This is a genomic window from Streptomyces sp. NBC_01707, from assembly GCF_041438805.1.
Classification (GTDB): Bacteria; Actinomycetota; Actinomycetes; order Streptomycetales; family Streptomycetaceae; genus Streptomyces.
In genome coordinates, this window is the sequence record NZ_CP109190.1 from 564,012 (window position 1) to 576,540 (window position 12,529).

10 protein-coding genes and 1 pseudogene are annotated in these 12,529 nt (G+C 67.7%); 5 read left to right on the forward strand and 6 right to left on the reverse strand.

What is annotated here, in order from left to right:
* The first annotated feature begins 187 nt into the window (after positions 1–187).
* A complete protein-coding gene (locus OG963_RS02640) occupies positions 188–934 on the forward strand; it encodes an SDR family NAD(P)-dependent oxidoreductase (RefSeq protein ID WP_093771357.1) in 747 nt (248 codons plus the stop codon).
* Positions 931–1,998 carry an aldose 1-epimerase family protein gene (locus OG963_RS02645; protein ID WP_093771355.1) on the forward strand — a complete coding sequence of 356 codons (1,068 nt, stop codon included), beginning with the start codon at positions 931–933 and terminating at the stop codon, positions 1,996–1,998. The genes OG963_RS02640 and OG963_RS02645 overlap by 4 nt, the downstream gene beginning before the upstream one ends.
* 262 nt (positions 1,999–2,260) lie before the next feature.
* Here OG963_RS02645 and OG963_RS02650 read toward each other — a convergent pair whose 3' ends face one another.
* Complete coding sequence (locus OG963_RS02650; RefSeq protein ID WP_319740844.1) at positions 2,261–3,211, reverse strand: GlxA family transcriptional regulator; 951 nt, start codon at positions 3,209–3,211, stop codon at positions 2,261–2,263.
* Between the two features lie 26 nt (positions 3,212–3,237).
* Positions 3,238–3,882: an HD domain-containing protein gene (locus OG963_RS02655; protein ID WP_093772235.1), complete on the reverse strand. Its 645-nt coding sequence runs from the start codon at positions 3,880–3,882 to the stop codon at positions 3,238–3,240.
* A 634-nt stretch (positions 3,883–4,516) separates the two neighbouring features.
* Between OG963_RS02655 and OG963_RS02660 the strand changes: the two genes are divergently transcribed.
* Both OG963_RS02660 and OG963_RS02665 read left to right on the forward strand, forming a co-directional pair.
* On the forward strand, positions 4,517–4,951 hold the full coding sequence (locus tag OG963_RS02660) for a tautomerase family protein (RefSeq protein ID WP_093771351.1): 435 nt from the start codon (positions 4,517–4,519) through the stop codon (positions 4,949–4,951).
* A gap of 319 nt (positions 4,952–5,270) precedes the next feature.
* Positions 5,271–5,749, forward strand: a pseudogene (locus OG963_RS02665) (cupin domain-containing protein).
* A gap of 153 nt (positions 5,750–5,902) precedes the next feature.
* Here OG963_RS02665 and OG963_RS02670 read toward each other — a convergent pair.
* Positions 5,903–6,727, reverse strand: coding sequence for a glutamate racemase (locus tag OG963_RS02670; RefSeq protein WP_093771349.1), 825 nt, complete (start codon positions 6,725–6,727; stop codon positions 5,903–5,905).
* 147 nt (positions 6,728–6,874) lie between these two features.
* Between OG963_RS02670 and OG963_RS02675 the strand changes: the two genes are divergently transcribed.
* Positions 6,875–7,252, forward strand: a complete 378-nt coding sequence (locus tag OG963_RS02675; RefSeq protein ID WP_093771347.1) for a nuclear transport factor 2 family protein — start codon at positions 6,875–6,877, stop codon at positions 7,250–7,252.
* A 288-nt stretch (positions 7,253–7,540) separates the two neighbouring features.
* Here the strand turns inward: OG963_RS02675 and OG963_RS02680 are convergent, their stop codons facing one another.
* The 3 genes from OG963_RS02680 to OG963_RS02690 form a co-directional block, all read right to left on the reverse strand.
* Positions 7,541–8,971 carry a selenium-binding protein SBP56-related protein gene (locus OG963_RS02680; protein ID WP_093771345.1) on the reverse strand — a complete coding sequence of 477 codons (1,431 nt, stop codon included), beginning with the start codon at positions 8,969–8,971 and terminating at the stop codon, positions 7,541–7,543.
* A gap of 919 nt (positions 8,972–9,890) precedes the next feature.
* Positions 9,891–10,880: a nitrilase-related carbon-nitrogen hydrolase gene (locus OG963_RS02685; RefSeq protein ID WP_093771343.1), complete on the reverse strand. Its 990-nt coding sequence runs from the start codon at positions 10,878–10,880 to the stop codon at positions 9,891–9,893.
* A gap of 990 nt (positions 10,881–11,870) precedes the next feature.
* Positions 11,871–12,323, reverse strand: coding sequence for a MarR family winged helix-turn-helix transcriptional regulator (locus OG963_RS02690; protein WP_093771341.1), 453 nt, complete (start codon positions 12,321–12,323; stop codon positions 11,871–11,873).
* Between the last annotated feature and the right edge of the window lie 206 nt (positions 12,324–12,529).

The following is a 12,529-nucleotide window of genomic DNA, read 5'->3' on the forward strand; positions in this document are numbered from 1 at the left end:
AGCGAAGGGGTGGAGAGGAAGGAGAGGGCGGAACTCGCCGCGTCAGCACCGCAATTGTCGTTCCAGACCCTTTTGTTAGCGCTATCGGCAGCGCTAACATCCACGCTATGCGGGCACCGCTCGCAGTGTCAACGCCACGATCCGCCCCCTCGGCGCCCGGCCGGCACCGGGAAGATGGGAACCACCGATGAAACAACCGCAAGCCGCACTCGTGACCGGCGCCGGCGGCGCCCTGGGCCGGGCCATAGCCTCCCGCCTGGCCGCCGACGGACACGATGTCGCCCTGCTCGACCGCGACGCCGCATCGTTGGAAGGGACGGTCGAGAAGGTGCAGAAGGCCGGCGCCCGCGCACTGGCACTCACCACCGACCTGCGCGACCCGCAGGCGATCGAGGCGGCCGTCGAACGGACCGCGACCGAGCTGGGAACGCTGCGCGTCCTGGTCAACAACGCCGCCGTGTACCCGAGCCGGCGGTTCCTCGACGTACCGCTCGCGGAGTACGAGGACGTGGTCGCGGTCAACCAGCGTGCCTACTGGGTCGCCGCGCAGGCCGCCGCCCGCCGTATGGCCCGCACGGGCGGCGGAGCGATCGTGAACATCGCCTCGATCACCATGCACGGAGGCTGGGACTCACTCGCTGCATACGTCTCCACGAAGGGTGCGGCCGTCGCGTTCACCCGCGCGCTCGCCCGCGAACTGGGACCGGAGGAGATCCGCGTCAACTGCGTCTCCCCCGGCGCCTTCCCCACCGCGGCCGAGGAGATCCACGACGACCCCGCGGTCTACACGCGGCACGTGCTCGATCATCAGGCACTGAAGCGGCGCGGCCGCCCCGACGAACTGGCCTCGGTGGTGTCGTTCCTCGCCGGACCGGACGCCTCCTTCGTCACCGGCCAGTGCGTCGAGGTCAACGGAGGGTGGGTGATGTCGTGAAGCTGAACGGACGCGACTACGACCGGCATGCCCTCGCGCGGCTCGCCGGCGACCTCAGCGCCGCCGGCGGGGTGCGGTCCGTCGTCCTGGACGACGGCTCCGAACGTGGCATCCGCACACTGGAGTTCCGTACCGGTGCGGGGCTCTCCTTCGACGTGCTCGTGGACCGGGCCATGGACCTCGGCGGGGCGGAGTTCGAGGGACGCGGCTTCGGCTGGCGCTCCGCGACAGGATTCCGCCATCCCGGTCTGCACGAATACCGTGACGACGACGGTCTGTCGATGATGCGCAGCTTCTCGGGACTACTGCTCACCGCCGGACTCGACCACACACTGTTCGGCGTCGAGGTGGACGCCTCGCAGTACCGCTATCCACCGCGCCGCACCGTCTCCAACGGACTGCACGGCCGGGTCGCCAACCTACCGGCCCGGCTCACCGGTTACGGCGAGCAGTGGCAGGACGACGGTCGCTGCGTCCTGTGGGCGGAGGGCGAGGTGCGTCAGGCGGCGATCTTCGGCGAGCATCTGCGGCTCACCCGCCGCATCGAGGCCGACCTCGGCGGTACGGAGATCCGGCTCACCGACCGGGTGCGCAACGCGGGCTTCGATCCCACACCGCACATGTACCTGTATCACATCAACATCGGCTGGCCCTTCCTGGACGAGGGCGCGCGCTACGAGATGCCACTGCGCCGCACACTGTGGCAGAGCGACAGCGTCACCGACCAGGGTGTCTCGAACACCGACATGCCGGGCCCGCTGTCCGGGTTCGTCGAACAGGTCTATGAGCACGAACTGCAGCCGGACGCAGACGGTCTGGTACGGCCGCGGCTGGTGAACGACCGTCTGGGCATGTACTTCGAGCTGGAGTACGACGGGGCCCAGTTCCCGTCCTTCTTCCAGTGGATGCACCTGCGCGAGGGCGCTTACGCGGTGGGCTTCGAGCCCTCCACCCACCATGTGCAGGGCGAGACCGCCGCCCGGGAGGACGGGTCGATGACGTTCCTGGAACCCGGGGAGGAGCGCCTGTACACGACGACGTTCCGGGTGGGAAGGACCGGCTGATCGCGCGCGGCCGGGCGTCCGCGGTATGTCCGGCGGGAGGCGTCCGGCCACGGTGCGAAGACCTCCCTTTCGCGATCACCCTCGACGGACGACCTGGCGATCCGACCGATCCCGGTGCCTGGTCGGGGACGAGGCAACTGGTGAACGAGGAGTCGATGGCGCATGGCGTGAAGTGGTTCTGCGAGCCCGAACCGCCGTCCGGAGCATCGGCAAGTCCGCGATCCCGCCCACGATCACTGCGTGAGGTCGGGGCTTCGCGTCATCAGGAGCCCGCGGTTGTACGAAAGCGTGCCCGGTACGTGGTGGGGCTGATACCCAGGGTGTGTTGGAAGACGCGGCGCATGGTTTCCGCTGAGCCGAAGCCGCTGTGCCCGGCCACCGTCTCGACGGGTTCGTTGCCCGCTTCAAGGAGCAGCTGGGCGCTCTCCAACCGGACGGATTCGAGGTACTGACCGGGCGTCATTCCCGTATCGCTGCGGAAGAGTCGGCCCAGGTGACGGGTGCTGACCCCCGCATCGCGGGCCAAGGACTCCAGGCTGTGCGGGGCGGCCGGGTCGGCCACTACCGCGTCCATCACCTGCCGCAGTACCGGGTGCTTGGCTTCGCGGGGGGTCAGGCGGGCACTGAACTGGGACTGTCCACCGGGGCGGGCCATGAAGACGACCAGTTCCCGGGCAACCTCGCGCGCCAGGTCGGCACCGTGGTCCTCCTCGACCAGGCTCAGCGCCAGATCGATGCCCGCCGTGATGCCGGCGGAGGTGATGACATGGCCGTCCTTGACGAACACCGGGTCCGTCTCCACCCTCACCCGGGGGTAGGCGGCCGCGAGCTGACCGGCGAGCCGCCAGTGTGTGGTGGCTCGCCGCCCGTCGAGCACTCCGACCTGGGCCAGGACGAAAGCGCCTGCACACACGGAGGTGATGCGGCGCGAGCGGCGGACGAGTTCGGTCACCAGGGCGGTCAGATCGGGGTCGCCGACAGCCCGCCGCCAGTCCCGTCGGCCGGGCACGACAACGGTGCCCAGCCGCGCGGGCAGGCTCTGCACCGCACCGTCCACGCCGACCCGCACCCCCGAAGAGGTGCGCACCTCCGCTCCGGTCGGGGAAACCGTCCGGACGTCGTAGCGGGCGCCGAAAACGTTGGCCGTCGTGAAGACCTCGATGGGGCCGGTGACATCCAGCAACTGCACGCTGTCGAAGCCCACCACCGCCACCACATGATCCGCAGCCCCCCGGGAAGCTACTCGGCCCATGGAGAGTCCAAGATGGTGCGCACGAAGTCCCCACGCTCGAAGCCGGGGACGTAGTGGGCGAGCACATCGGCCTTGACGTTGCCGAACGTGGTCTCCGGCTTGGACCGTATCCCCTCGGTGAAAGCCTCAAGGATGCGCTGCTTGAAGTCGGGACGCGGGTGCAGGGCGACGACGGCGGCTCTGTCGGCCTCGGTGAGGTCGTGGTAGCCGATGCCCAGCACGTCGTACTCCACACCCGCGGTCACCAGCGCCACCTCCGGTTCCATGAACTCGGGGATGCCCGGGGTGGTGTGCAGGGCGATCGCGGTCCATACCCGGCGGATACTGTCCTCCGGTACCTGGCGCGCCCGCAGGAAGCGGCGGGCCTCATCGGCGCTGTCCACCTCGAAACGTCGGCCGCTGTCGTGAAAGGATTCGCCCAGGCCCAGGTCGTGGAACATGGCCGCGATGTAGAGCAGCTCGGGGTCGAAGCTCAGATCGCGGTTGCGCGCCTGGAGAGCGCCGAAGAAGTACACCCGCCGCGAGTGGTCGTAGATCAGGTCGCTTGCAGCGTCCCGTACGAGTTCGGTGGTGTCCCGCGCCAGTTCCGAGTCCGGCACCCGCACCCCGGCTGCGGAGAAGTCGCTCGCCATCGCCATCACCTGATCCCTCTGTCTGCCGGCCCTTCCGGCGACATCTCCAGTCTCTGGCCCATCGCACGCGTGCGCCATGGCGATACAGCCGGGTAACCCACAGATACGGACACCCCGTCCCACCAGGAACGGGACGGGCTGACGATCACCGGTTGTCGCCTTCCACCCGGGCGGGGATACGGCCGGCGGTACAGCCGCTACTTCGCCGGACGCCTACCCCACAGGGAAGCCGGGCCTCTGTGGCTGTGACGCGCCGCGACTCTCGGACACACCAGTAACGAGCAGTGGGTTCGACTTTCTCCACGGGTTCCGGTCACTCGCCGCGGTCGCACTGAACCGGCCGCCCGGTGACCGGAGGCAGTGGTCGAGGTGACAAGTGCTGCGCACAGCGCGACGACACCGGCCGCCGTCCGCACCTCGCAAGGGTGCGAAGACCAGGCTGAACCGACGACACCGACGACAGACGAAACAAGGCCTCCGGGATGGGCGGCCTCGCCAGCGAGTCACAGGCCGTCCGTGAATGGGCGGGAGGCTGCGAGAACCGCTGTGTAGTGGGCCTCGTCAGCAGGTGCGATGCTGCCAAGACGGGCAACCGTCACAGAAGGACGTCAATCCACCCAAGAGATGAGCTGTCATGCCGATCTGGCACGTTTATCACCCGGAGAACCTCTATAGCGCCAAGGACAAGCAGCAGTTCGCCGCGCAGGTCACCGTGTTGTACGCCGAACTGGCCAAGCTGCCCAAGTTCTACGTCTCCGTGGCATTCCACGCATTCAGCCCGCAGGACTTCTTCGTCGGTGCCGAGCCCGCGACCAAGTTCGTGCGAATCTCGATCGACCATATCGCCCGCCTGACCTCCGACCCGGAGCGACGCAAGAAGTGGATGGACACCATCAACGAGCGGCTGGCGCCGTTCCTGCGGCAGCGCGGGCTTCACTGGGAGATCCACATCGACGAGACGCCGCGGGACTTCTGGACGATCGACGGGTTCTTCCCGCCACCCACAGGCTCACCCGACGAGCGGCGATGGGCCGAAGAGAACAAGCCGTCGCAGCCGATCGGCGGCTGACTGTGAGTAGTGGGGGGCAGGAGATCCCGGTGAGATCGATCTTGTTGGGGTCCGCCTACTTCGCGGGCCTTCGACCGGCGGCAACAGCGCCGGCGCGCACTCCAAGGGGTTTTTGAAGACCCTGCGGGGTCCGAGCGGCTCCACAGAGCGATCTTAAAGAAAAGAAGGTTTGCTGAAGAAGCGCGCAGTCTCCGTCGGACTGGCACCGCGGTCGGTGCATGGTCGATTTCGGTCGGAGTCGGCTCAGTGGGGTGCCGCATGACGCCTGCCCAGGCCCCCCCTTGTGCGGCACCTGAGGCCGACCCGAAAGGAAGTCGCGATGACCTATCCAGAGCCCCGCTATCTCGGCGAAAGGGGCCAGGTCAGCGCACTGTTCCGACCTGCATCCCCGGAGCCCGACACCGGCTTCATCAGCTACGTGGCCAAGCGGGAGAACACCAACGGCGAGTTCGGTCTGTACAAGATCGACATGGGGCCGAAGGCCATGGGTGCCACGGAACACTTCCACCGCACGATCTCCGAGTCCTTCTACGTCCTGTCCGGCAAGGTCCGGCTCTACAACGGCGAACGCTGGGTCACAGGAGGTGAGGGAGACTTCCTCTACGTACCGGCCGGCGGGCTCCACGCCGTCCAGAACGACAGCGACGCCCCGGTGTCGCTGCTACTGCTCTTCACGCCGGGAGCTCCCAGGGAGGAGTACTTCGAGAAGGTGGCGGAGTACTCACAGCGCAGCCGCGAAGAGCTGAGACCTTCCGGATCAGGCACGACCAGTACAACACCGACATGCTCGACGACTAGGAGGTCACGCAGACAGGTGCGGTGGGGAGCCCTGTGGCGAGATAGGCACAGGACCTGGGCGATCACGTAGTTGCCACGCCCTGTGATCACCCGGGGTCTGCCTCGGAGTGGCTGTAGGCCTGGCCGAGAAGGTGCAGAGGATCTGGGGCTTGCTCAGATCGCCGGTGCAGCCATCGGGGAGCGAGTTGCGGCGGAGATGAGAATTTCGCGGGGCACCCGCCCTCCTGCGGCAAGGGCGCGGCCCACTGGGTGGGCGTGGGCGCCTGCCGGGAGGTTTCCGCGGCGACCGCTGAGTACCACATCGATGGAGCCGATGGTGCTGTGCGATTCCCTGGTTCGGTTCAATCGGCGCAGTGTTTGGCGAGCGACCGCCTCCGCGCTGTCGTACAGGGTGGTTCCGGCGGGCAGGCTCTGCAGAATCTCTGGCGCCACCAGGGGGTAGTGCGTGCATCCCAGCACCACGGAGTCGCAATTTTCTGGGGTTCGCTCGGCTGCGTCGGCGATCGCTTCCGTTGCTGCGGCCATGTCGCCGTGGTCGATCGCCTCGGCCAGACCGGGGCACGCGACACGCGCGACAGGCCGGCCGTTCGCGTAGTCCGCGATCAGGCGGTCCTGGTAGTCACTGGACGTGGTCCGGACGGTTGCCCACACGGCGATGCCTTGGCCGGTTGCTGCGGCCGATTTCACGGCGGGCACGGTTCCGATCACGGGTACGCGCGGTTCGAACCTCTCGCGCAGAGCGTCGATCGCGGTGACGGTGGCGGTGTTGCAGGGGACCACGATGGCCACCGCGCCCCGCTGGACGGCCAATTGAGCGGCGGCGAACAGACGGTCCGTGACGAAGGAGGCGGTTCTCGATCCCCAGGGGGCGCCGTCGGGGTCCAGAAACAGAAGCAGATCGAGTTCCGGGGCGAGGTGCCGAAGCCACGCTGTGGTGGAAAGAAGGCCAAGTCCTGAGTCGATCAATGCCACCGTCATGGGGTCAAGTTACCAGCCACGTCTTGCCGCCTGGCCGGACCGGTACGGCCCATGGACCACTGCGAAGCTCCCCGAATGTGTAGGCGCGGGCACGATCGGCTCGCCGTTGGTGCGGCTTCTGTCAGACCGCTGTGGGAAGCTCCGTCGATGGAATCTTCAAAGGTGATCGAGACACTGTGGGACCGGATCCAGGATCGGGACTGGGCGGGCGTCGCCGAGTTGATCGCGGAGGATGTCGTTGTCGAGTGGCCGATCAGCCTCGAACGCATCATCGGCCGGGAAAACTTCGTCGCGGTGAACCGTGAATATCCGGAGGGCTGGTCGATTCGGGTACTCAAGGTGGTGGCCGAGGGCGACGAAGTCGTCTCCGAGGTCGAAGTGCCACACGACAGTCTTGGCGTCTTTCGCGCGGCATCATTCTGGACTGTCCGTGACGGGCAGGTCGTCCGTGGGACGGAGTACTGGACGAGCCTGGGAGCGGACCCGCAGCCTGAATGGCGGGCCGCCCTCGTCGAACCGATGTAGTGCGGCGGGCCCCTCTGAGCCCCGACCTCAATTGCTCCCGAGGTCGTCAGCCGCCCATGATCAACATCATCGGGATTTCCCGCACCTCACCTGCTCACACCCAGTGACGACTCGTCAAGGGCGCGCACGGCACCGCTCCGCGAGCCCAGCTGTCCGAGGAGCAGCTGCGGTCGTTCGATGCGGTGGACCTCCCGGGTGCGCGGTGCTCCGCCATCGGGCGGCCAATTCTTGGCGACGCTCTTCGAAACCGGGGCGGCAACCGCCTGGGGCGCCGGCGGAGCATGGCGGTCAGCGGCGGTAGCAGTACGAATCCGAGGAGGCGTCGCCGCCTTGCAAACGCGTCTGGTGCACGCGCAAGCCGAGGAAGTCCGCGCCGTGCGGGAAGAAGCGGCTGTCGACGGAGAACCCGCCGTGCAACGGGTCGGCGTCGAGCTTGATCATCCACGGGTCGATACCCGCGGGATAGAGCTGCGCGTCCCAGGCGGAGTACAAGGAGTTCGTCAGGTACACGCGCCGCCCGTCGCGGCTGAGCTCGACCATCTGCGCGCCGCCGGTCAGCGGAACATCCGGCTCGGCGGGAAACGGCTGTCGGCCGACGACGCCGCCAAGACGCACGGACGAGGTCTGCCTCGGATGGAACGGGTCGCTCACGTCGTACTGGAACAGCTCGCCGGTTCCCCATGCGGATACGTACAGCCACCGGTCGTCCACCGACAGGTCGATGTCGGTGATGAGTGGGGGTACGGCGCCGAACGGCTGCAGCGCCGGAGGCAGGTCCTCCGTTCGCGCGGACTCGGCAGGGATGGTGATCACCTTCCGGACCACGAAGTGCTCGCCCTCGCGATTCCACAGCCACACAGACGCCGACATGTCCTCCACGTCGATCACGGTGTTCGTGAATCCCCACGTTGCCTCGGGGTCGTGCGCTGGGCGCAGCTCCAGCACCATCTGGTTCTCATCCCCCAGATCGACGCGCTGAAGGTGCCGGCCGGAGTCAAGCTCCCAGAAGTGCAGTGAGTGGCCGTACCGGCGACCCAGTAGCAGTTCGGGGACAAGGCCGTCCTCGATCATCGAGGGGCTCCCCCACTCGCTGGTCACGGCAATGTTCTGACGCAGATGCCACCAGATGTCGTAAGCGAACCGCTGAGGTCCGCGATCGCTCTCCCAGGCGCGCAGCACTTCGAAGCTTTCGTGGTCCAGCAGAGCGACGCCGCCAGGCCCGTCCGCACCGTCCGCGCCACCCAGACAGGACAGGAACATGCCGTCGGGGCCACAGTGGAGTGTGTGGGGACGGGAGTATCCGGCCTTGGCCGCCAACTCCTCGGCCTCGACCGTCTTGACCAGGCGCGGGCGAGCGGGATCGGGGCTGGTGTCGAAGACGTGCAGCCGGGAGGAGCGCAGTCCCGGGACGATCAGGTAGCGCCGCGCAGCGTGATGATGACCGGCATGCGCCAGCGCGCTCGAGCAGGCGTTCCAGCCGAAGTGGTGCAGTTCGTCGCCCAGGCCGGGCAGCTCGACGTGGGAGGTCACGCGTCCGTACTCGGACGATTCGGGGTCGGTACCGACCGTGAACAACGCGTCCGCGCGCTGTGCGGTCGGGTCGAATCCGACGACATGGGCGAGCTTCTCCGGGGGTGCGGCGACCGCGTCCGCCGGGGTGCGGTACAAGGTCGGGTCCCTGTCGTCGTCGCGGTCGTGAGCGCGGTCGATCGTCGTCATGGCTTTTCCGTTCTCCCGAACGGGAGCCGGATCCCCGGGACCCCCGACAGGCAGCCGGGCTCAGCCGTTCGAGATCGATGTTCAGACGCCGGACAGTAATGCCATGAATTCAGCGTTTCACAGCCCCGAAGCACTGCCAAGGCGGCAGGCGCGGACCGCCCTGGGTGCGCGCCTCGGCAACGACTCCCATGGCGTTCTCGGGCTGTTTGTGCTCCCAGAAGCGCAGCACGGTCCAACCAGCCGCTGCTACATGCTGGTTCGTCTCCTGGGTGCGTGGCTCGTCCCGTCTCGACTGCCGACTCATCCAGGGTGAACGCGTGGCCCCCTGGTTTTGCTCGACGAGGGTCCCGAATCGGGGCGGCGACCGAAGCCGTGGAGTCGATCCTCCCAGCCACAGCACTCTCGCAGCTCACCTATGAAGCCGGTCCTGTCGGTACGGCGACCTCGACGCCGGCGCACCGTCCGGTCACGTTCATGCAACTCAGGAAGCGCGGGCCGCCTACCGCTACAGCCCGCGAATCAGCGGGCGGACTTGGCCCAGAAAGGCTGGGCCGGCAACCTCGCGGCCACCGGAGCTTCCGATTTGCAAGGTGCAGCCTCCGCAGCCGGTCATCACGCATCGGGGCCCCTGCCCTGGAAGAGTGACAGTGACACCGCAGCACTCGGGTTGCTGAACGACGACCTCGAAAGGGGTATGGCCCCTCACAACAGCCCTGGTTCCCGGTCATCATGTTCGACGCTATTGATCTGCCAAGAGCCCCGTTCTCCGTCATCGGCAGCTCGATGAATCACCGACCGGCCGCAGGCAACGGTGTTGCTCCTGGTGGAGAAGGTTGGCCTCGGCCGACACCCCATCCACCACGAGCTCCATCACTTCGTCACCTCGATCGCCTTTCGAGCGGCGCAGGTTGGAGACAGATCACTGCCCCTCGACGGAGCCGCCCTCTTCAGCCGCCCGGGCGGTCCGGACCGTTGCACAGGTGCCGCGCTCGTGGAGGTTCGCCGTCGGTGTGCGTTCGATCTGCAGGCTGAGCAGTTCCGGGCGGCTGTAGTGGCCGCGCGCATCCATCAGGCGCTTGCGCAGGTCGATCTGTGCGAAGTCCAGGTCGGCGATCACTTCGCCTTCGCCGGACGTGAGCGGCTCACCGATGATGCGGCCCTCGGGATCGACGATGGCGGTGAAGAAGCCGCCGGAAATCGCGCCAACGGGGCCGCCGGTGTCCTTGGCGATCTGCGCCTGCTGGTCGGCATCGAGCCAGGCGGTGGCGTTGACCACGAAGCAGGCCGACTCCAGCGCGTGCTGGCGGATGCTGACCTCCATCTGTTCGGCGAACAGGGGGCCGCCGAAGGCGCCGGGATACATCGCCGCATGGATCTGCTCGCCGTCGGCGATGAGGGCATAGCGCGCCAGCGGCAGGTAGTGCTCCCAGCATGCGAGCTGACCGATGCGGCCGACGGCACTGTCCACCGCATGCAGGCCCGAACCGTCGCCCTGGCCCCAGACCATCCGCTCGTGATAGGTCGGCGTGATCTTGCGGCGGCGCTGAATCAGGGTGCCGTCCGCGTCGAACAGCAGCTGTGTGTTGTAAATGGTGCCGCCGTCACGCTCGTTGACGCCGATCGAGACGACCATGTGAGCCTCCCGGGCCGCTTCGGCGATCGCGTCGGTCTCGGCGGACGGCACGGTCACCGCCTGCTCGAGCAGGCGCAGGTGCTCCTTGGCCATGGTGTAGGGCGGCTGCACGAAGGAGAAGTAGGGGTAGTAGGGAACGACGGTCTCGGGGAAGACCGCGAACTGGACGCCCTTCTTTCCCAGTTCGCGGATCTTCTTCACGACTTTCTCGACGGTGCCCGCGCGGCTGTAGAGCACGGGACTGATCTGGACTGCAGCGGCTTTTACGGTGGTCATGGTGAGTCTCCTTCAAGAAGTGTCTGGTTGATCGAGCCTGTGGTGCCGCGCCTGTCCGGAGGCAGGCACAGAGCGGATGGAAGAGCCGGGGCCGTCCGGAGGGAGGCGGAACCCGGCAGGATGCGGGAGCGATGCGCCGAGGGCGGTTGGCGGCAGTGGCAAACGCCGGCGAGGAGAAGCTCCACAGATACGAGCATATGCTCCTAACTGTGTGAGGGCAAGGGTGGACCACCGGACGAGGCCGCCCGGTCCACCGCAGGAAGGCTGAGACGCGCAGTGAAAACGTACGCACGGCACCTGCTTGAGCAGGGAGGCGACTCCGCGTACTCCGTGCAGACCGACACGGTAAGCCGGCGCCGACAGGCAGACCGGGAGGCCGCAGCAGGCGAGGTGCCGTGGCAGTTTCGCGGGCTCGGGGGATGTGCGCGGTGGTGTTGTTCGACTACAGGCAGTCCTGCGCGTGCCGACGCGGGCGTACAGCCGGATGCGGCCGGGGTCCTGCCGGCCGACGCACCTGGCGGACGGCGCAGCCGGCAGGCCTGGTCCGGGCTTCCTCAGCCCGGCCTGAAGGCGGTCGGGACGGCGCGGTCCCCGCTCTGCGCGCGGGGGCAGACCACGAAGTCGGTACGGGCGGCCACCGCATCCTTGAGGCAGCAAACTCTCCCCCGGCAGCACTGTCAGATCGGCGTTGCGGCAGCCAGGCCCTTCCCCCTCCACCGGTAGGCGCGCACGCACGCCTACGAGCCACATTTGACCGCAGTGGACGGTTCAGCTGTTCCGTACGGCTCAGCCCATGCCGCCGCCGTCCGCACTCCCCCGAACCCCGCTCGGTCCGCATCGATCTCACCGACACCCTCGGAGACTCCCCCACTCACGCCCGGCAGGAACGCCGGCCGCGTCACGGGGGGCCGAAATCCGCCGCGGCCGGCGGGTGCACGGTACCGGGAGCGACGTGCGGGTGAGAGGGGTCCGCGCGGGAATCGTGCCGCCTTATTCAGCCCAGGGATCGAAGCCGGTGTCGAGGACGGCCCCCAGCGATGCGCGCAGCCGGGCTGCGTCGTCTGCTCCGAAACTCTCCTCGAAACGGGCTTGCACGGCTTTCCACAGGGGAAGCGCCGCCTTCATCCGGGAGAGGCCGTCCGCCGTGAGCGTGACGATGCGTGCCCGGCGGTCGGCTGCCGACGTCTCGACGGTCACCAGGCCCTCCCGCGCGAGCGGCTTGAGGTTCGAGGCCAGCGTCGTGCGGTCCATGGCGATCATGTCGGCGAGGCTGGTGATCGTCGTTTCCCCGTGAGCACTCAGCTTCTGCAGAATGCTGAACTGCGTCGCACGAAGACCGACCGGGGCCAGAGCCTTGTCGTACGTCGCGCCGAGGTACCGGGCCGCCTTGCGCAGGGCCAGGTTGTTGCACGCGTCGTCGAGGTTCGTCGGCGCAGGGGTCATCGTCTCCTCCAAGGTCCCCTCCCAGGATAGGAGCATGTGCTCGCACATGGAAGTCGGGCCGACGTTGGTTCGACGGCTTGCCACGCGCCCCCAGATCTCTGCCGCCTGCCGCGTGAACCGGGCTGATGGCGTCAGTCGTCGCGCTCAGCCTGGCGCGGTACTTCGAGCGGGATGCCGAGTTCGCGTGCGAACCGGATGGCCGCTTT

Coding starts and splice junctions, on each gene's coding strand:
- OG963_RS02640 (WP_093771357.1), top strand. CDS start 188: ATGAAACAACCGCAAGCCGCACTCGTGACCGGCGCCGGCGGCGCCCTG.
- OG963_RS02655 (WP_093772235.1), bottom strand. CDS start 3,882: ATGGCGAGCGACTTCTCCGCAGCCGGGGTGCGGGTGCCGGACTCGGAA.
- OG963_RS02660 (WP_093771351.1), top strand. CDS start 4,517: ATGCCGATCTGGCACGTTTATCACCCGGAGAACCTCTATAGCGCCAAG.
- OG963_RS02670 (WP_093771349.1), bottom strand. CDS start 6,727: ATGACGGTGGCATTGATCGACTCAGGACTTGGCCTTCTTTCCACCACA.
- OG963_RS02675 (WP_093771347.1), top strand. CDS start 6,875: ATGGAATCTTCAAAGGTGATCGAGACACTGTGGGACCGGATCCAGGAT.
- OG963_RS02680 (WP_093771345.1), bottom strand. CDS start 8,971: ATGACGACGATCGACCGCGCTCACGACCGCGACGACGACAGGGACCCG.
- OG963_RS02685 (WP_093771343.1), bottom strand. CDS start 10,880: ATGACCACCGTAAAAGCCGCTGCAGTCCAGATCAGTCCCGTGCTCTAC.
- OG963_RS02690 (WP_093771341.1), bottom strand. CDS start 12,323: ATGACCCCTGCGCCGACGAACCTCGACGACGCGTGCAACAACCTGGCC.